28 protein-coding genes and 1 pseudogene are annotated in these 23,998 nt (G+C 46.1%); 3 read left to right on the top strand and 26 right to left on the bottom strand.

Annotated features, from left to right (window positions below; genetic code table 11):
* Positions 1 to 7: 7 nt before the first annotated feature.
* The 24 genes and pseudogenes from C0033_RS24420 to C0033_RS24305 all read right to left on the bottom strand — a co-directional run.
* Positions 8 to 1,018 carry an aromatic acid exporter family protein gene (locus tag C0033_RS24420; RefSeq protein WP_103230461.1) on the bottom strand — a complete coding sequence of 337 codons (1,011 nt, stop codon included), beginning with the start codon at positions 1,016 to 1,018 and terminating at the stop codon, positions 8 to 10.
* A gap of 41 nt (positions 1,019 to 1,059) precedes the next feature.
* Positions 1,060 to 1,593 carry a hypothetical protein gene (locus C0033_RS24415; RefSeq protein ID WP_103230460.1) on the bottom strand — a complete coding sequence of 178 codons (534 nt, stop codon included), beginning with the start codon at positions 1,591 to 1,593 and terminating at the stop codon, positions 1,060 to 1,062.
* A gap of 263 nt (positions 1,594 to 1,856) precedes the next feature.
* Complete coding sequence (locus C0033_RS24410) at positions 1,857 to 2,387, bottom strand: hypothetical protein (RefSeq protein WP_103230459.1); 531 nt, start codon at positions 2,385 to 2,387, stop codon at positions 1,857 to 1,859.
* 2 nt (positions 2,388 to 2,389) lie between these two features.
* Complete coding sequence (locus C0033_RS24405) at positions 2,390 to 3,427, bottom strand: DUF1700 domain-containing protein (RefSeq protein WP_103230458.1); 1,038 nt, start codon at positions 3,425 to 3,427, stop codon at positions 2,390 to 2,392.
* Complete coding sequence (locus tag C0033_RS24400) at positions 3,420 to 3,743, bottom strand: PadR family transcriptional regulator (protein WP_103230457.1); 324 nt, start codon at positions 3,741 to 3,743, stop codon at positions 3,420 to 3,422. Before C0033_RS24400 ends, C0033_RS24405 begins: the two co-directional genes overlap by 8 nt.
* A gap of 181 nt (positions 3,744 to 3,924) precedes the next feature.
* A complete protein-coding gene (locus tag C0033_RS24395; protein ID WP_180994884.1) occupies positions 3,925 to 4,587 on the bottom strand; it encodes a DUF1062 domain-containing protein in 663 nt (220 codons plus the stop codon).
* 134 nt (positions 4,588 to 4,721) lie between these two features.
* On the bottom strand, positions 4,722 to 5,003 hold the full coding sequence (locus tag C0033_RS24390; protein WP_103230455.1) for a CD3324 family protein: 282 nt from the start codon (positions 5,001 to 5,003) through the stop codon (positions 4,722 to 4,724).
* A gap of 327 nt (positions 5,004 to 5,330) precedes the next feature.
* Positions 5,331 to 5,822 carry a metallophosphoesterase family protein gene (locus tag C0033_RS24385; RefSeq protein WP_103230454.1) on the bottom strand — a complete coding sequence of 164 codons (492 nt, stop codon included), beginning with the start codon at positions 5,820 to 5,822 and terminating at the stop codon, positions 5,331 to 5,333.
* A gap of 63 nt (positions 5,823 to 5,885) precedes the next feature.
* The gene (locus C0033_RS24380; protein WP_103230453.1) at positions 5,886 to 6,677 is read right to left on the bottom strand and encodes a nitroreductase family protein; all 792 of its coding nucleotides are present in this window, start codon (positions 6,675 to 6,677) and stop codon (positions 5,886 to 5,888) included.
* Positions 6,678 to 6,760: 83 nt separating this feature from the next.
* On the bottom strand, positions 6,761 to 7,351 hold the full coding sequence (locus tag C0033_RS24375; protein WP_103230452.1) for a hypothetical protein: 591 nt from the start codon (positions 7,349 to 7,351) through the stop codon (positions 6,761 to 6,763).
* Between the two features lie 109 nt (positions 7,352 to 7,460).
* Complete coding sequence (locus C0033_RS24370; RefSeq protein WP_103230451.1) at positions 7,461 to 7,985, bottom strand: hypothetical protein; 525 nt, start codon at positions 7,983 to 7,985, stop codon at positions 7,461 to 7,463.
* A gap of 228 nt (positions 7,986 to 8,213) precedes the next feature.
* Complete coding sequence (locus C0033_RS24365; protein WP_103230450.1) at positions 8,214 to 8,492, bottom strand: DUF4160 domain-containing protein; 279 nt, start codon at positions 8,490 to 8,492, stop codon at positions 8,214 to 8,216.
* Complete coding sequence (locus C0033_RS24360) at positions 8,485 to 8,754, bottom strand: hypothetical protein (protein WP_103230449.1); 270 nt, start codon at positions 8,752 to 8,754, stop codon at positions 8,485 to 8,487. The genes C0033_RS24365 and C0033_RS24360 overlap by 8 nt, the downstream gene beginning before the upstream one ends.
* Positions 8,755 to 8,854: 100 nt before the next feature.
* A complete protein-coding gene (rlmH, locus tag C0033_RS24355) occupies positions 8,855 to 9,334 on the bottom strand; it encodes a 23S rRNA (pseudouridine(1915)-N(3))-methyltransferase RlmH (RefSeq protein ID WP_103230448.1) in 480 nt (159 codons plus the stop codon).
* 14 nt (positions 9,335 to 9,348) lie between these two features.
* A complete protein-coding gene (locus tag C0033_RS24350; RefSeq protein WP_103230447.1) occupies positions 9,349 to 11,262 on the bottom strand; it encodes a leucine-rich repeat domain-containing protein in 1,914 nt (637 codons plus the stop codon).
* 10 nt (positions 11,263 to 11,272) lie between these two features.
* The gene (locus C0033_RS24345; protein WP_347501220.1) at positions 11,273 to 12,271 is read right to left on the bottom strand and encodes an alpha/beta hydrolase; all 999 of its coding nucleotides are present in this window, start codon (positions 12,269 to 12,271) and stop codon (positions 11,273 to 11,275) included.
* A gap of 151 nt (positions 12,272 to 12,422) precedes the next feature.
* A complete protein-coding gene (locus C0033_RS24340) occupies positions 12,423 to 14,270 on the bottom strand; it encodes a DUF6320 domain-containing protein (RefSeq protein WP_103230446.1) in 1,848 nt (615 codons plus the stop codon).
* Between the two features lie 28 nt (positions 14,271 to 14,298).
* Positions 14,299 to 14,787 (bottom strand): GNAT family N-acetyltransferase, encoded by a 489-nt coding sequence (locus tag C0033_RS24335; RefSeq protein ID WP_103230445.1) that lies wholly within the window; start codon positions 14,785 to 14,787, stop codon positions 14,299 to 14,301.
* A 73-nt stretch (positions 14,788 to 14,860) separates the two neighbouring features.
* On the bottom strand, positions 14,861 to 15,562 hold the full coding sequence (locus tag C0033_RS24330; RefSeq protein ID WP_103230444.1) for a response regulator transcription factor: 702 nt from the start codon (positions 15,560 to 15,562) through the stop codon (positions 14,861 to 14,863).
* 18 nt (positions 15,563 to 15,580) lie between these two features.
* A complete protein-coding gene (locus C0033_RS24325) occupies positions 15,581 to 16,162 on the bottom strand; it encodes a helix-hairpin-helix domain-containing protein (RefSeq protein ID WP_103230443.1) in 582 nt (193 codons plus the stop codon).
* A gap of 97 nt (positions 16,163 to 16,259) precedes the next feature.
* Positions 16,260 to 16,688 carry a DMT family transporter gene (locus C0033_RS24320; RefSeq protein ID WP_103230442.1) on the bottom strand — a complete coding sequence of 143 codons (429 nt, stop codon included), beginning with the start codon at positions 16,686 to 16,688 and terminating at the stop codon, positions 16,260 to 16,262.
* A 64-nt stretch (positions 16,689 to 16,752) separates the two neighbouring features.
* Positions 16,753 to 17,625, bottom strand: a complete 873-nt coding sequence (locus C0033_RS24315; RefSeq protein ID WP_103230441.1) for an ROK family protein — start codon at positions 17,623 to 17,625, stop codon at positions 16,753 to 16,755.
* 77 nt (positions 17,626 to 17,702) lie between these two features.
* The gene (locus C0033_RS24310) at positions 17,703 to 18,542 is read right to left on the bottom strand and encodes a bifunctional 5,10-methylenetetrahydrofolate dehydrogenase/5,10-methenyltetrahydrofolate cyclohydrolase (protein WP_103230440.1); all 840 of its coding nucleotides are present in this window, start codon (positions 18,540 to 18,542) and stop codon (positions 17,703 to 17,705) included.
* 81 nt (positions 18,543 to 18,623) lie between these two features.
* Positions 18,624 to 19,100: pseudogene (locus C0033_RS24305) on the bottom strand (PD-(D/E)XK nuclease family transposase); the annotation flags it as partial.
* Positions 19,101 to 19,362: 262 nt separating this feature from the next.
* Here C0033_RS24305 and C0033_RS24300 point away from each other — a divergent pair.
* From C0033_RS24300 to C0033_RS24290, 3 genes are read left to right on the top strand one after another with little or no spacing between them, the layout of a single operon-like run.
* A complete protein-coding gene (locus C0033_RS24300) occupies positions 19,363 to 20,163 on the top strand; it encodes an ATP-binding cassette domain-containing protein (RefSeq protein ID WP_103230438.1) in 801 nt (266 codons plus the stop codon).
* A 15-nt stretch (positions 20,164 to 20,178) separates the two neighbouring features.
* Positions 20,179 to 20,982, top strand: a complete 804-nt coding sequence (locus C0033_RS24295; protein ID WP_103230437.1) for an ABC transporter permease — start codon at positions 20,179 to 20,181, stop codon at positions 20,980 to 20,982.
* Between the two features lie 4 nt (positions 20,983 to 20,986).
* Positions 20,987 to 21,775, top strand: a complete 789-nt coding sequence (locus tag C0033_RS24290) for an ABC-2 family transporter protein (RefSeq protein WP_103230436.1) — start codon at positions 20,987 to 20,989, stop codon at positions 21,773 to 21,775.
* Here the strand turns inward: C0033_RS24290 and C0033_RS24285 are convergent.
* Positions 21,762 to 22,394: a cyclodeaminase/cyclohydrolase family protein gene (locus C0033_RS24285; RefSeq protein WP_103230435.1), complete on the bottom strand. Its 633-nt coding sequence runs from the start codon at positions 22,392 to 22,394 to the stop codon at positions 21,762 to 21,764. The two genes, C0033_RS24290 and C0033_RS24285, sit on opposite strands and share 14 nt — an antisense overlap.
* Positions 22,395 to 22,824: 430 nt before the next feature.
* Entirely contained in the window at positions 22,825 to 23,832 is a 1,008-nt protein-coding gene (locus C0033_RS24280) for a choloylglycine hydrolase family protein (protein ID WP_103230434.1), read from the bottom strand.
* Between the last annotated feature and the right edge of the window lie 166 nt (positions 23,833 to 23,998).

Here is a 23,998-nt window from a genome sequence, read left to right as displayed (position 1 = left end):
ATTTCTCTTATACGTCCTGGCAATTCCTGTCTTTCCAGAATTCCCGGATCTCGTGTTCATCCAATTCCTCTACAAATTCCTTTTTCATAGCCAAAAACTGCTCTAATTCCATCAGAATCTGAAACAAAACAGCCCTGTTTTCAAATTCCAGCCGTTCTGTGGGAAGCGGCTGCTCCCTCATATCCATTTTAACAGCTTCCAGCTCTTCCAGCAAATCGACCGCATTGTTATATTCATGAAAACTTTCACTGATATGTCCCATCACACAGGCGATCTGTTCCGCCTGGGGCGGCAGCATCGCAAGCCTGCAAAGCTGCTTTTCGATTCTTGTAAGCACCAGCGCCTGACCTTTTCTCATGTTCATATAGCGCAGATAATATCTGGTTTCTGAAAGCAGGCTGTTCTCCATATCTTCATAGGCCCGTCTTTCACCCAAATCCAGCTCTTTTTCCAGACAAAGCAGCGGTTCTGACTGGCCGCATCTTCTCTCCCTGCCCAAAAGAGCGGCAGACATGCTACCCAAAATCTCTTTCATCCGGTCTTCAATCTGTTTCTGGCTCATCTTAATCTGTTTTTTCTTGCCCGGAATGTAGAGGTTTAAAATCACCCCGATTCCGGCTCCCACCAAAAGCAGCAGAACCTCATTTAAAATATCCCCCGCTCCCATGGACCGTTCTGCCAGAAAATGAGTCATCAACACCGTATTGACCGAGATCCCCTCCTGCATATGAAATGTCATACAAGCCCATGCAAAAAACAGCAGGAACACAGCAACCGCCAAGGCTCCATAACCAAACAGCCGGAAACATACAGCCGACAAAAGAAGCGCCAGCACAAAAGAGGCCAGACGCCTTCCAACCACACGAATCGTTTCCTTTTTTGTGTCCTGAATGCTGAGCAGTGTAATCACACCGGCGGAAGCGCTGTATCTCAGCCCTAAAACTTCCGCAATAATAATAGAAATCCCTGTACCCGCCGCTATCTTTAGTATTTTCAGATAATCCGGTTTTCTTTTCACTCAGCCTTTACCTCACATCAAATGATACGCCAAACGTCCCTTTACGGGCGTATAGCGTTAATTGCCATTATCCAAAACAGGCATAAAATCAAATACGCCAAAACCCGCATTCCGGTTAAGCGCACCTTCCTGAATTTTAAATTCAGAAAGCAGATCACAACGCCTAGGGCCGCCCAAATCCCATAAACCCAAACCGGCCAGCCAAATATCCTGGAATGATCCGTTTTTAAATACATACCCAGGATTCCCAAATATCCGGTCCAGTTATGAAATGAATTGCAGATGCCAAAAAAATCATCAGGAAAATCGAGAACCAATTCCGGCAGAACCAACAGTTTGATTCCCACCGAAAGCACCAGCACAATTCTGAGAACTGTCTGCAAATCTTCCGGCAGCATCCAAATCCCCCCGGACACAGCTACTGCAAACAAAAGCGGAAGGATCAAACATCCAGCCGGCGCCAGAGATCCAAACAAATCCCCCGGTGAAAAATGTGAGGAATTCAAACTCCCCAGCTCATTTAAAAACTTCTCATCCGGGCTTCTGTAATATCTGACACTTTTTCTCTTCTTCATACCTTATCTCTACTTCCTTGGTTAAATTTTGTAAATAAATCCGTTTGTTTCCTCAAATATATCTAGCAGCATCATAAATATCTGATCAGAACTGCCATAAAAAAATTCCAGGCTGCCTGTTCATAACAGCCTGGAATCTCATGTTCAAAGTTCCTAATTATGAGTCAATCTTCAGCCAAAATATCTTTGAAAACATTTTTATTATACTACTATGATTTCAAAAACACAATGTCCGAACATTTCCAACTACCATTTTCAATTTATCAATTTATCGAAATGCGCCCCGCCCGATCCGAAGACACCTTAATCACAACCCTGTCAACGTCATCATAAGAATAGGTATAAATAGTCCTGTTCTTTATGCTTTCCAAAATTTCATCTTTCACTTGAAAGAATTCCGATACACCGTCAGAGGAATCATAACCGGTATAGCCCAGCACAAAAACTGACTTTTTAGGAACTTCCGTCCCGGCCTCCTCCTCAGAATCTTCCTGTTCATCCATAAAAGGCTTAATGTTATCTGTATTGCAGGTCACCTCAACAGTAATCTCATCCTTAGCCAGAGAACTGTCTTCCACAACCTGAATCCTGTCCAAACGGTATCCATACGGCCAGATTATAATCTCTTCTGCATCCTCCGGCACGGTCTGCTGCAGCTTTACCGTCGCCATCTCTCCTCCCAACTGAATATTCCCGCCGTAACGGAAGGAAGAAAATTCTGCGAAAGCAATTCCGCCGCCTATTCCCATCATCAAAAATCCAATGATAAAGACAATGATCAACCTTTTTCTCACCTTCACTCCTCTTTCCCCACTTTCTTTGAAAATAAAAAGCTGCCCACAAACCAAACAAAAGCAAAACCGCTGAGCAATCCGCCCAATGATATGACGGTCACTCCAACCAAAGGATATCCCAGGGCTACCAAAACGATCAATGTCCCGAATGCGATAACCAGAAACAGCAGCATCAACAGCACAGGAGTGAGACAGCATACGATAATCCCCTTAACCAACAAGGAAATGCAGGCCTTAATTACGTTGCAGACCAACTTTACAAATCGCTTTATGCCTTTCCCGCCGGAAGCAGGTTCTTTTCCGGAAAATCCCGGCAGCGTGAATAAATTCTTCATCCATTTTGCCGCGCCGCCAAGCCGTCTGCCCGCCTTCTTAACGGCCGGTACATGTCTGCGTTCTTCTTCAGCCCCGTCCTCTTCCCTATCCACTGCAATTTCCTCTTCCCCATTCTCTTCCGGCTGCCCGGCATCCCGCCTGTGCCTGTGTGAAGAAATATATGTATACAAAACTGAAACCGAAAAGAACAAATAAAAGAGATGAAAAACAATAATCACCGCTCCTGACAGCAGATAATCAAACGGTCTGCCGCATATGGAATAGAGAACATCCCCAAACCAAATGTCCAATGCGGCAAGCGGCAGGTAAACGGCGAATAGGGCGGTAAAAATCAGGCAGCACCTTATCACTAATTTAAAATTTCCCACGGAATTGTCCTTAAAGATATTTCCTGCCGCCTGGGAACATCTGTGAAATAGTCCGCCCACTTTATGCCCCGCTTTCGTCATCCTCTTACCGATTTTTCTCCCGTCTATCTGAATGATCCTTTTATCATAGTCGGGATTAACGTTGTAGGCATCCAGAATCTCAGCCGCCAATTCCTCTAAATCTCCGAAATCGTGAATGGCATCCTCCTCGCTAAGCCCGCTCTCCATCTTCAGTTCTATATGCTGTGCGTATTCGCTTAAAATATCATCCCGTTCCTTTTGGTTCAAAACCTGAAGTTTCTTCTCCAAATATTCCAAAAATTCCGACTTAGTCATCCCTGTCACTCTCCTTTATAAACTGATTCACTTTCCTGTTAAAATCAACCCACTCCGCCTTTAAACTATCTTTATAAAGCAGACCTGCCGCAGTCAGATGATAATATTTTCTGGGAGGCCCTTCCGTAGATTCTTTTAAATATGTCTCAAAATAATGTTCATTGGTCAGCCGTTTCAGCAAGGGATAAATGGTTCCTTCATTCACATCTATCACTTTTGACACCTCGCTGACCAGTTCATATCCATACATATCCTTTTTAGTCACTGACAGCAAAACAACCAGTTCCAGGACGCCTTTTTTAAACTGTGCATTCATTTTTGCTCCATTCCGAATCGGTTCAACCTTTTCATCTGCTTTAGTATTATATTATAGCTAGTACTATGTAATGTCAAGTACTATATTTTTATTAATAGCAGATGACAGTTCTTATCCGCACCTGACGCTGAGATACCAACTCACTTTGACATCAAAAAAGGCTCAAAAGTCATGACCTGACTTAGAGCCTTTCCGGTTCGTCTTGAACACAATTCATTCTGATCCCCATTTTCATCCCGTTTTTCACTTTTTCCCGCAAGAAATTCCTCTCGCCTTTCCTCCTGCATCCGCCGTCCTTCCGGTCCTCATGTTCCGCTTCATCCTGACAGAAAATAATAGTTTCCCCAGCCCACCGCTTTATAACGCTTCGCGATACCCCCAACTGGACGGCCAGAAGATGATCCACTCTAAGTTTCGTGGGAAAAGGCACTTCTAATTCCACTTCGCGGATTCCTTTCTCCTCATTTTCACCGCATCCCCAGTCCTGAAGGATTTCCACTCTGTAATCCTGATCACGCAGAACGATTTCCGCTCTGTTTCTGGCAAATACACCGGGATCTCTTCCATATTTTTCTGCTAAATAAGCGTCATTTCTTAAAAATCCAAGATATTCTTCCTGATTTAAAGCATCCGCCGCCTTTCGCTCATAGACCGTCATATTCCAGGCGGTGCCGCAGGTTTCGCACCTGAAAATCAGCCAAACATCGATTACCCTTCCATTGGCATTCACCCGGAACTTTTCGCTGTTTATAAATTCCCGTTTTCCATTGCACTTTGAACAATTTCTCTTACCCCGCGGAAATGATACCGGACTGATTCTCCATACCTCTTTCTTAACACACATATTCATTCCTCCACAGCCACTCTATCATGTCTGCGGAGCACAGAATACCTCGTTCTCCCCTCTGCAAAAAAGACGGGAACCGTATCGCCGTAAAAAGCGGCATGCCGATCCTGCGATCGGCATACCGCCTGTTGTCATATCTCATTTTCTTGTCGTTTTAACAGAAGGATTCTGTGAATGCTTTTTTCCGACAGATAATACATCCCGGCCAGCTGTCTCACGGAAAACCCTTCCTGATATTTCTGATAAATCTCTTCATTTCTGGAATCCAGCTCTTCTTTAATCGAAGTTCCTTCTCCCCAATTTTTCTTATTTTCCTGTTTTCTGGGGATATAAACATATCCTCCGTCTATGTATTTCTGGATCAGTTCCACCAATTCACACGGCAAAACCTCCGTTGCTTTCTGATAGCGCATCGCTGCCTCCCAAACTTTTTTTCTGTCCGGAATAGCAAAGGCTATACAATTACTCTATCTTTTATTTCACTGCATAAGCCTGTTGCTATGCAGTCATAACCTCTTTACTCATATAAAGCTGCCCTCCTTTTTGAACCAATGTTCCTATTATGACATGTTTTCTCAAAACTGCACGGACAATTATGCGGCACATCTTTGGTGGAAAACAAGTTTCAAACTGATTCCAGTATAACCGATAATTAAGCCCAAGAAAACCTTATTTTTTTACCAGAAATAACCTTGGGAATTTCCGTTTTTGAACTGGATAAACTTCCCCTGTACCTACGGTTATATCCTCCACTTCTTCATCCCGTCTTCCGTTTCCAGCTTCACCACTCTGCGGATTTTTCCCGGATCTTCCACTTCCACCACCGCCATGGTAACCGGCTGGTGAAACCGCCTGGGGCCGCAGCTTCCCGGATTCAGCCAAATTCTCTCCCCATCATTTTTCTCCTCGTACTTGTGGGAATGGCCATAAATGACCAGATCGTAATCTTTCAAATCCTCAGCGATTTCTTTTTTATTGTGGATCATAAATATCCGCAGCCCATACAGCCGGAGGCTCAAATGCTCCGGCAGATATTCAGCCCACTCTTTATCATTATTGCCCCTCACCGCATAGACCTCTGCAATTGTTTTAAGCTTGTCTAAAATCTCCTGGCGGTTGATGTCCCCGCCGTGCAGAATCACATCGCATGCGGCCAGCGCTTCCTTAACCTCGTCCCTGATAAGCCCGTGAGTATCTGAAATCACCCCGATCCTATAAATTTTATCCGGCATAGTTTTATTCCTCTTTTAACTCTTCTATCATAGTTTCACTTCATCTATCATTAATTACAATCATTATTTCCAGATAACATTCCCCGGTTTCCTAGGCGCCGTCCTTTGGTAAACCACGTCGGGATAGCCGACCAAAAGACAACAGCAGATATTCTTATCAGACAGCCCCAGCCATTCGACGGCTTCCGGATTCTTTTTAATTGCCCGCACCAAAAAGCCGTTATAGAGCACACCAAGACCTTCTGCCACAGCCATCATCTCAATATTTTGAGCCGCAAGCCCTCCATCCCAGGAGTTATTGGTGGCAATCACTAAAAGCGCCGGAGCGTTGAAAAACAGACGGTCCTGTTCCGGATCTTTCCGGTATGTCTCATAGAATTTATAAATGGAAGATTTCATATCCGCCTGCTCCGGCAAAAGCGCATCCGCAAAAGCCAGCCATCCGTTCCATGCATACGGTTTAAATTCCTCCAGCTTTTCCTGCACCACCACATAGCTGACGCTTTGGGTATTAACCGCTGTTGCCGTATATCTGCCGGCTTCAATCAGCCTCTGAAACACATCCCGTTCTACCTGGCGCTTTTTGTAACTTCTGATGCTTCTGCGGAATTTGACCGCATTTAAAAAATGTTCCGGCGAGAGGGTAAAGCTGCTTTCTTCATACTCCACCACATCCTCCATGTCATATTCCGGTATCGCCACCGCTTTCACAGGGCATATGGCCACACAGTGACCGCATTGAATACAGCTTCCCTGCAGCTCTGCTTTCCCCTGGTCTATATGTAATACTCCCGATACACAATCCTTTACACATTTTCCACATCCGATACATAATGCCTGGTCAATCACTACCATACGCTGTTCTCCTTTTCTTATTCTTTTGATATTAAAATCTTCCAAAATGTTTATCAGAAATTGATAACCGGCTCTCCTTTGGTCTACCGGTAAAAACGGATTGTCACCGCAAAAACCTGCTCATAGTCATAATCCTGGTATACTTCAGGAGTGTAAAAATATTGAACCAGATAGTAATTAACAGGATTTCCAGACGTAACAACCTGAAGAATCAATGGCTTTTCCTCATCATAGCCGATTTTCTCATGACCGCTGAGCACTCCTGCTGCCCAGCCCATATCTCCACAGTCTGCAACAGCATCCGTGGTATATGAGCTGACCACTCCTGTCTCAGAATCTTGCAGGGCCACCCTGATACCATCTCCGATATTGTCAAATCCCAGCGCAATTCTTCCCCTTTTATTCATTACCTGCCTGTTTTCCCTGGAAATCACGCTCCAACTCCCGTCTTCCAATTGATATGTGCTGATCTCCACACCAACAGGCGCATTCTTCACTTTAAAATCATAGATACGACGCCGTTCACTGGTATTAAAGAGCTCCGCAGCATGGTTTTCTTCCTCTGACAGCATAGCTTCTTCTATATACATGGACGATATTTCGGGCAGCGTTTTAAGATCAGCAGGGGACACTATAAAAAAGAAAGCCACTATGCTCAATATCAATTTTTCCATGCTTCAGCTCCTTTTGGCAATCAAGCCCTACTATTCTTGTATTATAAGCGATCCGGATGGGTTTTTAAATACAAAAATCTTTTTTATAGGCTTGAATGCAAGGAAGATATCACACCGGCCGCCTCAGCTTCAGAAATGTTATCGTTGTCTGAACTTCTGTAACCGTAGCAATACTGTTATAGGTCAATGAAAACCTGGTTTCGGAAGGGGCGTAGATGATGAAGTTTGCGGAGCCGCTGCCGCTGAACCGTCCTCCACCGCTCCAGTTCCCTATCATAAAGTAGATACCGTTGATGATAAACGGGGCATTATTGTAAAATGGAGTGATTTGAAAATAGCCCGGATTTTCAAAAAGGCCGGATACCTGGTAAGATACCAGATAATATCCTGCTGCAAGGGTAACCCGCTCCCCATCGGCGCTGGTTATCTGCCCGGTTGGATCTTCAACAGCCGTATTCATGGGAAGGAGAGTGCCGTCCTTAGGCGCTAATGCGTAGTTGTTGAATGAAGCGAAGACATCATCCGGTATGGCCGGCAATGGATTTATAGGACAGTTACAGCAGTGTCCGGCACCACAGCCGCATCCTCCGCCACAGCAATTCTTTAACTTACAATCAAGGTCATTATTTGTCATAACTTAACACCTCTTGCTCTCAATTTAATGGTGAGCAATATATATTACTCACTACCATTGTATGAGAAGGACAAGAAATGGTGCCGTTTCCGTTTACGGGCTGTTTTACAGCTTTATTAAATCTAATAAAAAACTGACTACTGATTTTTAATCAATAGCCAGTTTTTTATGTTAATAAATATGATCACAGTTCCTAACTCAGATAAACGAGTTTTCTAATAATCCATTCTAGCAGTAAAACTTTATATCATCTACAACAAAGAATTTTTTCCATTCAGCACAAATTAAAAAGAACTGGGCAGAGACAAACTCCATTAACTCATTTAGCTCCTTTTGAGGAATATGACTTCCATTATTGGCTACAATACAGCCTCCTGATTTCGTCAGCCATAATTTCGTCCCATTAGGACTTGGTCTGCCTTTTGCTATGTGTACATGAATTGGCTCGCCATTTTCATTTGACCAGAAATAAACTTTATATCCACTTACTGTAAATAAATTAGGCAATCTGTATTCCTCCACTTATAGCATATTTATACAGCAAATGAGCATTACTTCTTAAAAGCTGTTCAAACATTGCTATTTCCTCATCTGAGTAACCATCTCTCAATATCCATTTATAATCAGGCAATTCACATCTGGCTGAATCAAATCCATCTTCTGTGGGCCTTTCAAAATGTACAATCACTTTCTGTTTTCCATTTTCTTCAATCAACTGAGAATGTACAATCTCTGTTTCATCCGCCAATGTCATATATGGATACATCATAGCTGTCCACCTCCTCGTTACTCTCTTATTAAATTATAAGATATTCCGTCCCCCAAATCAAGGCTGCTTCTAAAACTCCTGTCTCTCATACTTCTCTCTGTTACTTATGATACGGTTCCTTCTTTATAATCCTCCAACTCCGGTAAATCTGCTCCAGCAGAATCACCCGCATCAGCTGATGAGGAAATGTCATTTTTGAAAAGCTGAGCAGATAATCCGCCCGGGCCAGCACATGTTTTGACAGGCCCAAAGATCCGCCGATCACAAATACAATCTGGCTCACTCCGGACACGCCCAGGCCGTCGATCTTTTCCGCCAGTTTTTCCGAAGTGAGCATCTGGCCCTCGATAGCAAGGGCGATTACATAGGAACCGTCCCTGATCTGAGCCAGAATCCGCTCTCCTTCCTTGTCTTTGATCTGGGTTTCAACCGTTTCGCTGGCATTATCCGGCGTTTTTTCGTCCGCCACCTGAATGATCTCCAGTTTGCAGTACCGGCTCAACCGTTTGCTGTATTCATCAATGGCGTCTGCGAAAAATTTTTCTTTGATTTTACCAACTGTTACAAGTGTAATTTTCATTCCGTACCCCTTGCCTATTTAATTACCGTAACCGATTCACTGAGAACCTGATAATTTGAAATCGGATCTCCTGTGCAGTTGACGGTTTCCAGCTTATTAAGGAGTTCCAGAGGTTTTAAGTCGGTTATGTAATTATCGCTGATATCAAGGGTTTTCAATTCCGGTAGAGATGCCGCAAAATTAATCTGCGTCAGCTTATTTCCGGTTATGCTGACGGTTTCCAGGCCGGTATATGCAGCGATAAAGTCCGTATGCTCGTCTAAAGTCACTTTATCGTAATCCACGTAAGTGATTCCGCCGCCGCCGCTAATTTTAACATTTTTATACAGTTTAACTCCGTTTAATTCCAGACGTTTTAACGCCGGGTTGGCAGCCAGCTTATCAAAGTTAATTTCACACTCCATGCCATTTAAGATGAGGGTATCCAGCGTTGGAATCCCAAACAGTCCCGACACGTCTTCATAGGTAGACATTCCGGTCAAATCCAGTTTTGTAAGAGCCGGCAGCTGAGACGCAAATTTCCATCCAGCCGTATCCCCGTACACACGTGAACATTTCAGCTCTTTCAGATTGACAAGGCCTGCAAATGCACCCGGATCATCAATTCCACAGCCCTCCAATGACAGCTGCTCCAACGCTCCAAAATTCCTGATAAATGAAGTCGAATCAAATCCTCCCAACGTAAGCGACTTTAGATTTACAAGACCGCTCATATCCGGTTTTTCACACCCGTAAGGAATATCCAGTGAAAGCTGCTCCAGATTGACAAGCCCAGAGATACTGCTGCAGTCTTTCATCTCATAACACCGCTCTACCACCAGGGAAGTCAGGCTCTCCTTACCGTTCAGCCCATTGAGGTTTAATACATTGGTATGGGAAATTGTTAATTTTGTTAAATTTGCCATCCCCTCCACAAATCCGATATCCCGGATTCCCTCTGACTGGATATATAAATCCTCCAGCTGGGTCATAACCGAAAGGAAAGAGAAATCCGTTACGTCGTCACAGTTTTCCAGCTTCAGGGCTTTTAAGTTTTTCAGTTTTACAAGCTCGGTCAGATCCGTCAGGTGGCTTCCGTAAAGGCTGAGACCTTCCAGATCCGTGAAAGAATCGATTCCCTCCAGGCTCTTGATAACGCCGTTTATCTCCAGTTCCTTTAATTTTCCGGGATCTTTTAATAATGCTGCCGCCTGAGTTAAGTCCTCGCTGTAACATCCAAGCCCTTCCAATTCAAGGCCTGCAAAATCCGATTTAGAAACGTAATTATTGATTTTCAGCTTCTTCACTCCCGTAAAACGGACAAACTGTGAGGTTTCCACCTTTTTTCCTTCTCCCGGGAAGGAGATCCAGGTTAATTCTGCCCCCTCTTTTTTGTATGGATTGTCAAAACTGTAGCCGATTCTAGTTTCATCCAGCGTGCTCTTTACTTCTAACCAGCCGATTTTCGCAAGTTCTTCTTCCGTAACCTGATCCGCCGGTTTTCCAAATACTTCTGCAGCAAAAGCCGCCAGCCCGCCGGTCAGTTCCACCTTTACAATCTCTTCTTTTTCCGTTTCCTTTACGCTGCTTCCCGTTTTGGTAACAGCTTCCGTCTGGGCCTTTGCTTTGGCCTCCCGGTTCATCTCCATTCTTCTCATGATGCCTTTACCGTTCATCAGCAGCACGCATACGATAAACGCCACTGCAAGGGCCACGCCCCGTTTCCAGCCGTATGGTTCCCAGCCGGTCTTTTTCACTTCACTCTTAGGCTGAGGTTCCCGCGGCTGATACCAGGTCTGCTCCGGCCCCCTCATGGTCACATTATCATTTTCTTCCTGCTCTATGATGTATCTGGATTTACAGTATTCGCAAACTGCGATATTTGGATTCTCCTCATCAATCTTCAGCGGTCCGTTACAGGAACTGCATCTTAATTCTGTTATCTTCATCGTATTTTCCTCACTCTGTCATACTCCCGACCCTTATTTTATTACGTACCCTCTTAACCACTTTTCCGTTGGGCTTTCTCTTGATCTGATAGATAATCTGTATAAACTGCCCCACTTCCGACCAGGCCTCCCGGCTCTCCGGAAAAAGCCCAAGACTCATCTGAAATACATGAAACATTCCTTCATAAACGGAAAGCCTGCGCTTTACTCCCGCCTTTTTTGCAAGATCGGCGCAGGTCAGCGTATCACTTAAAAGCATCTCATAGCTGCCCACCTGAAACAGCATGGGCGGAAATCCCTTAAAATCACCGAACACCGGCGAAAGATAGGGGCTTTTCGGATCAGCGTTCCCGATATAGGAGGAATTGTACAGCATGCTCTCCCTGGAATTTCCAAACAAAGGATCCAGTTCATAGTTTGTATCATAGCTTTCCCCACTGCATGTCACATCCGCCCATGGCGACATCAGAATCACTCCCCCCGGAAGGGCGATCCCGTGATCCCTCAGATAGAATAAAAGCGCCATAGACAATCCGCCTCCGGCAGAATCACCCGCTACAATCACCTGTTTCGGATGATATCCCTTTTCATGGATCAGCCACTTATATGCGTCATACGCGTCTTCCAATGCGGCCGGATAAGGATGCTCCGGCGCAACCCGGTAATCCACGGTGAGCACATCCCCTCCAAAACTCAGCTTTGAATACTGAACCGCAAACTTTCTGTAAATGTTCTTCATCGGCCCGATATATCCGCCTCCATGAAGCTGCAGAATCACACGGCCCGTATATACATTGGCCGGCCTTAAATACTCCATTTTAAAATTCTTTGTCTCTATGATCTCGTACTCATATCCGGCCGGACAGATCCAGGCCGGTTCTACCGGATTTTTACGAAACTCTCCTGTCTGAATTGGTCTTTTGAGTGAAGTTTCCATCACATCGTGAATCATATCCCGCATCAGATTCCCGCGTACACTCACACGCTTGTCTCTCATCTTCGCTCCCATCTGCGTGCCTTGCACGCATTCACCTCTTATTTGTAATTGTTCAGTAACAGTTACTTTTATATCTCCTATGATTCGGGTGTCAAAAGGTCTTGCCCCTGTAAATTGTCTGAATTGTTTGTCAGGGGCAAGACCTTTTGACACCCGAATCCTCTTATAAGTGAAATCTTCTGATCAATTCATTTTTAAAGCTTCTGTCTCCAAGCAGGATCGTGAGCGCAAGGATCAGCACGGAAAGGATCACCGTGATAATGGCCATCACCGGATTGGTCACAAGGCCTGCCGCCCACAATATAATTGGAACAAAACTGAATATGGTGATCGCAATCTGATACATAAAATAGCTCTGCCAGTTCAGTTGATTCACCAATATTAAAAATACTACCGCAATATCTGCGAATAGAATGGTGCTGGGGATCGCATAATTCACCGACCATCCCTGATACCCTAAAACCCAGTCAATCATAAAAAGCAGAGCCTGAAGTCCCAAAGTCTGTATCATCACCGACTTGCCCAGATTGGCATGTTTTAAAATGGAATACCGGAACGTAAGGCCCGCATACAGAATTCCCGGTATGGCGATTCCAGACCACCATAAACCGGAAAACGTAACATAATTAACCACTCCCACGATCACGGCCGCAGTGAGCAAAACCGCGTAGAACAGATTGATCAGCTTTTTCCATTTTTTCCGGTTGTACTCAATCTGGGGATACATTCCCTTATCGCACTCTTTTTTCGCAATTCCGTTGCTCTCCACCTGGACGCCGATTCCGTCTTCCTTCAGTTTGTCAAAGAAACGGTCCTCCAAACGGCTGTCTTCAAATACGCTGGTAAAGGAAATCATCACATCCTGCCCATAAGCGCAGACGCCGCATTTGGCGTTCTGCCGTTTGGATACGCCGATGATGAGATGAAACTGTTCGATCTCGTCCCGGTATTCTTCATCCACGGTTATAGGGCCGATATTGGACAAGGTAATCGTATGGGCTCTGTCATTTCTCCTGAATATAAAGCCCAGAGCCAGCCACTTGATAAACAGCGGAATAACCCTCACATACCACTTCTTTTCATTGGAAACATTATAGGAAATGGTTTCCTCCAGCTTTTCTTTTACAATCTTATCATCCATCTGTCCGCTGACCTCTTCCAGGATGCGGTCAAACGGCTCGTGCTCCTCTTCCGGATGAAAATCGATGGCTGTCACAGCAAAAAAATTGGAAGTGGTGGTGGACCCAAAAAACGCCCTCAGATTGATGGGAAGATTCACCCCTATATGCTGTTTTCCCGGCTGTCCTCCCAGATATTCTTCATAGATGGACCAGATCAGACAGGCCGCCAGATATTTGGTAATGCTGACCCCTTTTTCCTTGCAGACCTTTTTCAATTCGTCCAGCTTCACACAGCCGTGTATGATGTTCTCCGCTCCCTGGGCCAGATACTCCCCCTCCAGGTGATATGCCGCCCTGGAACTGTACCTCTTTTTGGGCATCTTTTTATAGTTTTTCAGATAGCTGTCTTCCACATCTGTAATGCAGGCGTCGCTGGGCTTTCCGCCTTCCATATTGACGCCCCGTTTCAGCTGAAGATAACGGTAAGTAAGCTCCCTTAAAAAGTTTACCGCCCCCATACCGTCCGTTATTGCATGAAAAACTTCCAGATTAATCCGTCTTTCATAATAGCTGACCCGGAATAAAAACAGATTATTGCTTTTAGGTGCAATATACCGGCAGGGATAAGTGCTCTCCCGTTCAATATACGGCGTTCTCTTATTATGCTCAAAATAATACCAGAAAAAACCGCGTTTCAGCTTAACCTGAAATCCCTCAAACCACGGCAGCACCTCATTCAGCGCCTGCTGCAGGAGATCAGGGTTCACCTCTTCCTTCAATGTGACCGAGATGCGGAACACATTGCTCAGATTCTCATTTGCTATAAGGGGAAATATCTTTCCCGTGTTGTCCAGTTTGTGCCATCGCCTTCCCTGGGGATTTCGTTTCATAGGCCTACCTTCTCCCTGATTATCCGATTTAAAATTCCAGAATCATGTCATACCAGACCGCTCCGCCATGAGTTGAACCGGAAATACCCATATTCTTATAGCCAAACTTTTCATAATAATGAATCAGCCGGTCTTTGCAGGTGAGAATCAATCCCTTTCTGCCCCGTTTCCTGGCATCCTGGATCAAATATTCCATAAGCCCTGCCGCAATTCCCTGCTTCCTGTACTCCGGCAGCACATCCAGGCCGAAAATGCTCTGATACGCGCCCTTGGGATCGTGATATCCGCTGTCCGCAAACATCTCATCGCAGATCACCTTCTGATCCGTCACGCAGCCGTTGATAAACCCGATAATCCGTCCTTCCTCTTCCGCTACGAAAAAGCTGTCCGGAAATGTTTCGATTCTCTGTTTAAAAGAAGACCGGTCCGCCGCTTCCGCAGCCGGAAAACAAGCCGCCTCCACAGCGGTCACTTCCTCCAAATCAGTCTCCTTAACGGTTCTGATCATATAATCCATCTGATTTCCTCCTTTGTGTCCACAAAAAGGAGTTGTCGCAATCCGGAAACTCCCGGCGCGACAACTCGATCAATTATTTAATTCTGAAATAATACCCCACACCCCATTTGGTATGAACGTACTTGGGATCGCTTGGGCTGGGCTCGATCTTCTCCCTCAGCCTTCTGACATGAACATCCACGGTTCTCACATCTCCGGATTCCATGGCTTTATTCCCCCATACAGAAGAAAGCAGTGCCTCACGGCTGTACACCTTATTCGGATTGCACACCAAAAGCTCCAGCAGGTCAAATTCCTTGGCAGTCAGATTGATCTCTTTCTCGCCGATAAATACTCTCCTGCCTTCCACATCCAGCTTTAAGTCGCCTGCGGTAACCACTTTGCGCTCCTGCTGCGCATCTCTTCTGCTCTTCTTGGAGTTTCTGCGCATAATAGCCTTAATCCGTGCCTTAACCTCTAATATGTTAAATGGTTTCGTGATATAATCATCTGCTCCATACTCCAGTCCCAAAATCTTATCCATGTCGTTACCCTTTGCGGTAAGCATGATAATTGGCATTTCAGAAAATTCGCGGATCGCCTGGCACACCTGATAACCATCGTATTGGGGAAGCATCACATCCAATAAAACCATATCATATTCCGTTTTCTTCGCCAGGTTAATCGCCTCTTCGCCGTCATAGGCACAGTCAACTTCCATCCCATCCTGTTCCAAACTAAAACGGATTCCCTTCACAATTAATTTCTCATCATCTACCACCAATACTTTTGCCATAATCCACCTCTTCTTTACCTATACAACTATGTCATCCTTTATCTTTTGAAATGCGGCATCCTTAATACCGGGAACCTTCATGATGTCTTCCACTGACTGAAACTCACCATGTTTGTCCCTGTAACTGATAATATCAGCCGCTCTGGCTTCACCTATCCCTTTCAAAGTCATCAGTTCTTCCTTTGTAGCAGTGTTCAGATTTACCTTTTTGTCATAGCTCCCGCCAAATGGCTCAAGCTCTGCTTCTTCGCCAACCGCAGGCACGATTAATTTCATCCCGTCTTTTACTGTTTCCGCCATATTCAGATAATCGGAAGCGGCCCGGTCCGTATAACCGCCTGCCAGCTCCACCACCTCGAAAATACGGCTTCCTTCCAAAACTTCATACACCCCCGGAGCGTTCACCTCTCCGCAGATATGTACATAGCAGCAGTCAGGCGGTGCAGTTTCTCCCGCCGTCTCCGAAAAAACGGACGTTTCCAAAACTGCTGTCCCTAAAAACGCCTCTTCACGGCCGCTTTTCCCACTGCAGCTATAGCATATGCCTGCCGCCAGCATGCATATGACAACCAGTACTGTCTTTCTGTTCATTTGTTCCATGGTATCCCTCCTTAAATTGAATTGGATACCACTTTCAGCCATATTATTATTCTACCTAAATACCCCATCAAATACAAGCACATTTTCTCTTAAAATATTACCGTTTAAAGATAATGATTCCGGCGATTGCCACCGCCGCTCCCAGCAGTTTTTTCCACTCAAATCCTGCTTTATCCACGCCGAATAAACCGAACACTTCGATGGCATAGGCGACAATAATCTGGGCCACCACTATAATCAGGGCAGCCTGCGCCGGTCCCAAGGTTCCCATACTTTTAATTACGGTATAGGTGATCAGCGCACCCATAATGCCTCCGGCCAGCATGTACCATGGCCTCACCGCAAAGATCCCGGCAATCGGTTCTCTGCCCGAAAAGAACCACATCACAATACACATAATAAAAGCGGTCACCTGAACCCATCCGGCGGACACCCAGATGCTTGTCTGTTTTGTCACTTCCGTATTGAATACGCCCTGAAGGCTCATAAGCGCGCCTGATATCAGCGCGATAATTATTCCCCACATATTAAAAAACCTCCTGTACAAGTTTGCTCTTAGTTTCTCTTGTACAGAAGGTTTTATACATTTTTTAAAGATTCAGTTCATCAAGCGCTAATTTTAAAGCTCCCATAATGCCCTGATTGTCATCCAGACTCGGCAGCACGATATAGGATTCCAAATCCTCCAGCTCTTTTGTCCGGATATAAGCATTCAGCTGTTCCTTCACCTGCTGGCGGACCAGAGGCATCATCTGTTCCTGATGCATAACGCCTCCGCCCAATACGATTCTCTGCGGTGAAAGGATTACGATATAATCCACAAGCGCCTGGGCGATGTAGTAAGCCTCCATCTCCCAAACTTCTTTTTTATCAGCCAATTCCACGCCCTTCTTACCCCAGCGCGCTTCAATCGCCGGGCCTGCGGCCAGACCTTCCAGACATGTTTTATGATATGGGCATTTTCCCTCATACGTATCATCCGGATGTTTTCTCAAAAGAACATGTCCAGCCTCCGGGTGAAGCATGCCGTGAAGCAGTTTGCCGTTAGAGATAACGCCTGCTCCGATTCCCGTTCCGATGGTGATATACATGCTGTTTTCCAGCCCTCTTGTAATTCCCCAGGTGGCTTCGCCGAGAGCCGATCCATTTACATCCGTATCGAAACCGACCGGAATATGAAGAGCGTCTTTTAACGCACCCACGATATTATAATTGGCCCAAGCCAGCTTAGGCGTTGTGGTAATATAGCCATATGTTTCCGAACTTCTGTTTAAATCAATCGGTCCGAAACAGCCCACTCCCAGCGCTTCGATCTCCTTGTCCTTAAAATAATCGATGATCTTAGGCATTGTAATATCCGGCGTTTCTGTTGGAATAGAAATACGCTCGAATATCTCCCCGTTTTCATTGCCTACCGCACAGACCATCTTGGTTCCGCCTGCTTCTAATGCTCCTAATTTCATAGTTCATAATTCCTTTCCCTTAAAAATTATTTATATGTAATCGCCGCCTGACTCCAAGGCCAAAACGGCAATCGCTCCTAATGTTCTGCCGCCGCGGCTCTAACCAGATGTTTTGCTAAAACGGCAGTGGTCACAGCTCCAACCCCTCCGGGAACCGGTGTCGCCATGGACGCTTTTTCCTGAATCGTATCAAAATCCACGTCCCCGCACAGCCTTCCGTCTTCGTCCACATTGATGCCGACATCGATCACCACCGCATCCTGGCCTACGAAGCTTCCGTCCAGCATTCTGGCTTTTCCTGCCGCAGCCACCAGAATCTCCGCATTCCGGCAGGTTCCCGGAAGATCCTTTGTCCTTGTATGGCAGACGGTGATTGTGGCGTTCTCCTTTAGCATCAGCATGGCCAGGGGTTTTCCAACCACCATGCTCCTGCCCACAATCGTCACCCGTTTCCCCGAAACCGGTACCTCATAAGCTTTCAACACCTCGATCACGGCTTCGGCCGTACACGGCGCAAATCCGCTGGTATCGCCCGCAAACACCTTGGCGATATTCACCGGTGAAATGCCGTCCAAATCCTTTTTCGGATCGATCATCTTTTCAATATCCTCTTCTTTGATCTGCTTTGGAAGAGGTCTTAACAGAAGAATTCCGTCTATATCCGGATCTTCATTGATCTTTGCAAACTCTGTCTTAAACTGGCTGTCGCTGATGCCGCCGTCAAATACAAAGGACTGAACTCTAAGACCAAATGAGTCCATCTTCTTCATTGCTCCCCGTTCATACGACATATCATCCGGGTTCTCCCCAACCCTGACAATGGCTAACTTAGGCACATATCCGCCTAATTCTCTTAACTGTTCCTGTACCTCTTCCTTAATCCCGGCAGAAACCTGCGCACCCTTTAAAACCTGCATGGCGGCCAACCTCCTAAGATATTTTTCTAACAAACGTAATCATATCATCCTTCGAATTAAAAAGAAATAGCTGAATTGGCTCTATTCCTTATATTTTTCTAACATTTCATTCCTAAACGCTGTATCCGTTTCCAAACGGTCAAACTCCGCCTGTCCCATTCCGTCTTTCATCATGGATTTCAGTAACCGCAGCATGAGACGTTGTCCTTCCTCAATTCCTTCTGCAATTCCTTCTTCCCGGCCCTTACCCGTATAATAATTCCTTATGGTAGTCTCATCCGACAGAGCCATCTCCTTTTTAAGATACAGGTATCTTAAACTTTCATCTGAATTGATCTTCTCCATCTCTTCCACAGTCGCCTTCATATACTCATTATTCTCTGCCATCTCTGTCAACACCTTCCAATCTTTGGCCGATATCAGTTTGGCCCACTTATAAACCTCTTGCTCCGATTCCTCTTTTGAGGCATGTTCCAGTTGGTTTAAGTATAACATACGCAGCCCCAGCTTGTCACTATACACGGTATGGGTTTTCTCATCCATCAGCCGGATCGTGGAATAAAAATGATCCGCATCAGTAAATCAAATCCTAAAATGCTGATATGAATGCATTCCTCTAATTCTTCATAACTCCGGCCTTTAGAAAAACCGTCCGTATACATCAAGTGATAATAAAAGCATTGACAACCGTTGCCTGCAGTGGTATATTAAAGTTCTTTCTCACCACGGAATCTCCGGTTCTTTCGCCGGGGAAAGATACCGCTCACGGTATCTCACCGCTTGGCAAGATATGTAAAAATATTACTACCAGGAGGAAATTATGATTCAAGTGGAACACATCCAAAAGACCTTTAAGGTCTATCGCAGAAGCGCAGGCTTCTCTCAAGCCGTCAAAGCATTATTTCACAGACAGGCAGACACCATTCACGCATTGAACGACATCTCATTTACGATTCAGGAAGGGGAGATGGTAGGCTATATCGGGCCAAACGGCGCCGGAAAAAGCTCTACGATCAAGATTCTCAGCGGGATTCTGACCCCTGATTCCGGGACTTGCCTCATCAACGGACGGGTTCCATGGAAGGAACGCAGAGAGCATGTAAAAGACATTGGAGTTGTCTTCGGACAGAGATCACAGCTCTGGTGGGACGTGCCCATCATCGACTCGTTCTGCCTTCTAAAGGATATCTACCAGGTTCCGGACAGCAGTTTTAAACACACTCTGGACGAACTGACAGAACTGCTCTCCCTGGAAACCCTCATCAAAACTCCGGCCAGAATGCTGTCTTTAGGACAGAGGATGCGCTGCGAGATCGCCGCTTCTTTGCTTCATACCCCCAAAATCCTGTTTTTAGACGAACCCACCATCGGGCTGGACGCCGTATCCAAACTGGCTGTACGGGAATTTATCATCCGCCTAAACAAAGAACACAATACCACCGTGCTTTTAACCACCCATGATATGCAGGATATTGAGGCCCTTGCCAAACGGGTGCTTCTGATCGGAAAAGGACAGCTTCTGCTGGACGGAAACCTGGAGGATCTGAAATCCCACAGCCCCTATGAACATGCCGGACTCGACGAAATTGCGGCCGCACTATACCGCGATTACGATATTTAGGCGGGAGGTGCAGTTTTGAAAAAATACTTATCATTTTTCCGAATCCGTTTTATTAACGGCCTTCAATACCGGGCCGCCGCCGCCGCCGGAGTGGCAACCCAGTTCACCTGGGGATTTATGGAGATCCTGCTTTTCAGAGCCTTTTATCAAAGCGGAAGCCGGGATTTTCCCATGACATTTCCCGCTTTGGTCAGTTATATCTGGCTTCAGCAGGCATTTCTCGCACTTTTTATGACCTGGTTCTGGGAATCGGAATTATTTGATTCCATCACCACGGGCAATGTGGCCTATGAGCTTTGCCGGCCTGTCCGGCTGTACCATATGTGGTTCGTCCGGGGACTTGCGGTCCGTTTGTCAAAAGCGGTGCTGCGGTGTTTTCCGGTGCTGTTTTTTTCCCTGTTGATGCCAAAACCATTTCGTTTGATTCTTCCGGCCAGCCTTTCAACTACACTGCTGTTCTTTTTATCCATGGCGCTGGGGACCCTGGTTGTGGTCGCTTTTGGAATGCTGGTTTATATGTCCGTTTTTTACACGATTTCATCGCAGGGAATTAAGCTTATGGTAACTTCCCTGTCTGAATTTTTAAGCGGTGCCGTGATTCCCCTTCCCTTTCTGCCGGACGGAATCAGGCAGGCGGTGGAACTGCTTCCATTCGCCTCCATGCAGAATGTGCCGTTTCGGATCTACAGCGGGGATCTTGCCGGTGGAGCTATGATAAAAAGCCTGTGCCTTCAGGTTTTCTGGCTGGCCGTTCTGGTTCTTGCCGGCAGTTTTCTGGAATCCAAGGCTTTAAAACGTGTGATAATACAGGGAGGCTGAGCATATGATAAAATCCGTAAAATTATATTTTCATTTTCTGGTCATACATGTGGAAAGCATGATGCAGCATAAAGCGTCTTTTTTCCTGACCACATTGGGACAGTTTTTAATCTCTTTCAACGTATTCCTGGGCGTCTATTTTATGATGGCAAGGTTTCATCAGGTGGAGGGATTTTCCTATTCACAGGTGCTTTTATGCTTTTCCGTCTCCCTGATGGCGTTTACTCTGGCCGAAACATTTTTCCGGGGATTCGATACCTTTCATACCATGATTGGAAACGGCGAATTTGACCGCATTCTGCTCCGGCCCCATGGAACCGTTTTTCTGGTTTTGTGCAATAAAATAGAGCTGACCCGGATGGGCCGGCTCCTGCAGGCAGTTGTGATGCTCTTGTTTGGAATCCGTAAAAGCCAGGTGGACTGGACTCTTTTCAGAATGTTCACCATACTCCTGATGATTGTGAGCGGCACTTTAGTGTTTGCCTGCATCTTCATCATCTACGCCTCCATCTGCTTTTTTACGCTGGAAGGACTGGAGTTTATGAATATTTTCACAGACGGAGCCAGGGAATACGGCAAATATCCGGTCAGCATCTACGGAAAAACGGTGCTGACCATCTGCACTTATCTGATTCCCTTCGCCCTGTTTCAGTATTATCCGTTTCTATACGTGATCGGACGAACTCAGAATATCCGCTATGCGCTTCTGCCGTTCCTGGCCCTTTTGTTCTTTATTCCGTCCTTCCTCCTTTGGAAAACGGGGCTCCGCCACTATCAGTCTACCGGTTCGTAAGTGTTTTCGTCACCCCTTCGTAGATCTTATCTGCCTCTGCCGTACCGGCTTTTACCAGCTGTGCGGCATGGGCGTTCAATTCCTCTGCCTTTTCCCTGTTTTTCATGGATTTCGTATTGATATACACATTCATCACAGCGCCCAAAAGTGCTGCTCTGGCAAACTGAACAGCCACGCCCACATCGGACACTGCCATCCGGCTCCCCTTTTCGGCCAGAATTTTCAATATCTCCATGATCTCCACCGATTTTTCCATGATCTCAAGAGGAACCAGGCTGGCCGCCAGAAGGTTCTTTTCCAGCACAATCTCTTTTTCAGCCTTTTGCTCTGGCGTCTCGGAAGGCAGTCCGTAGGAAGCAGCCAACGGGGCGAACACTTCCGCATCCCGGTCTGCCAATATCATCATGTCTTTTCCTAAGGCTTCCAGCTGCTTTAAGAGGTCCTGAACCTCTTCTTCCACATCCGCATATCGTTTTTTCCCGACCGTAAGATTTCCAACCATGCTGCCAAGAGCTGCACCAAGGGCTCCTCCAAGGGCAGAGGCGCCGCCGCCGCCGGGGACCGGGGCTTTGGACGAAAGCACTTCATAAAACTCGGATATCTTCATCTCTTTTATCATATATTTCCTCACTTTCCTTTGTACCAGGGGTTGTCTGTTGGGTTTATTATAGACCGCAGAGGGTTTTCACGTCAATGTGCAGTAATTTTTTTCTCTGAGCGGGAGGGGGGAAGTTCCCAGCCCCGGCCTGCTGTGCGGCCTGTTTCCGGGCTTGGGGTTCATGAAATTGTCCGCCCAATATTCCGGATTCGGGCATAAGAGGAAGTAAGCGTGCGGGATTTTTCTAAAAGCCTTTGGGAAAGACCGCAACTCGCTTCGCTCAAACAAGCGGCTCTTTCCCGCAGAACGAAAAATTCCGCGCGCTAACATCCTCTAATGCCCTGCATAGTCATATTGTGTGGACAATTTCATGAACCCCAAGCCCGGAAACAGGCCGCACAGCAGGCCGGGGCTGGGAACTTTGGCGGCTCTGGAGGTATGTGAAGAATAATTACTGTGTGGGTATTAAATTAGGAAATTTGATTGGGCGGATTAAGGGGCCGAGATCTAAAGGAGAATTGTCTTTGGTATTTATAGGGGATAAAGGTTCTTGGATGATTTGGCTGTTGGTATAGGATTTGGCGTAGTATTCTGGGGTGGAGAGGTTTAGGAAGGCGGTGTATTGAGTGTAGTCTGCGGTGTTTTCCGGCGTTATGACGGGGCCTTTGGGGATTGTGACGCTTTCTAAGATGTGAAAGCAGGCGGTTATGGCGGCGTCTTTGTCGTCGGGGATGGTTGTGTGGCTTTTTAGGAAGGCGGTGCGGACGAAGCGGGAGGGAGGGGTGTAATCTCCGGGGAGGCCAAGGCTGCCGGCTCCCTGGCCGAAGGGGGTGAGGGGGACATTGTCCCACTGCGTTTCTTTTTGTTGGCTGGTGGTAAGGTTCATGTAATTTCTCAGGTTGGTCATGTGCCATTGAAAGCCGGGGCTGTTTGACAGGACGCCGATGGGATTATCAAGGATTTGGAGGCCGGCTTCGGTCGGTTCCACGGTTATACAGGCGCCGGTTTTATCTGCGATGATCCAGTGGAGGGGAGCTATGGAATTGGTGATGGAATCTTTGGCTCCCGTGATTCTGACGGTGGGAAGCAGCGTGGCGGCGTCATGGACGGAGGAACACATTCCCAGCAGAAAATTTACCAGTTCGACGGCAGCTACGGAGACTTGTTGGTTTCCTTCCAGTTCCGGTGTGTTATGGTACCGGGCGTATCCGGGGAAATATAAAACGGCTGCGGCCAGACCGGCTTCATTAACACCGTCGGCAAAGATGATCTTTGAGATGTCCTGGCCGGTTCCTATGTAGCCGTACCGGTTTTTGAGCCGGAAGGTTCCGGGTGTGTTGATCCATTCATAATTGGGAGGCATTTTGTATACGTGGGGAGCTAAGGGGTAGGAAAAATCCATGGTTCTTCCAAAGAAGACATCTCCCCGGCTGTTTTTTATCATTGCTGCAGTGCACATAGGCGGTTCTCATTTCCGGATTGTAAAATCCTGATTTCATGTTCTTTACACAGTATATCGGATGAATAGAGAAAATATTAGTAAGAATTATCCTTCCGGCAGCTTTGCAAACCGTCTGCGAGGCAGACAAAAAGCTGCGGAAATGATAATAAAATAAACTTTATTA

The organism is Clostridium sp. chh4-2, assembly GCF_002899675.1.
In the GTDB taxonomy this organism is placed as follows: domain Bacteria; phylum Bacillota; class Clostridia; order Lachnospirales; family Lachnospiraceae; genus CHH4-2.
Note: the sequence above shows the minus strand (reverse complement) of the source record. Positions and strands in the feature narration are given on the sequence as shown.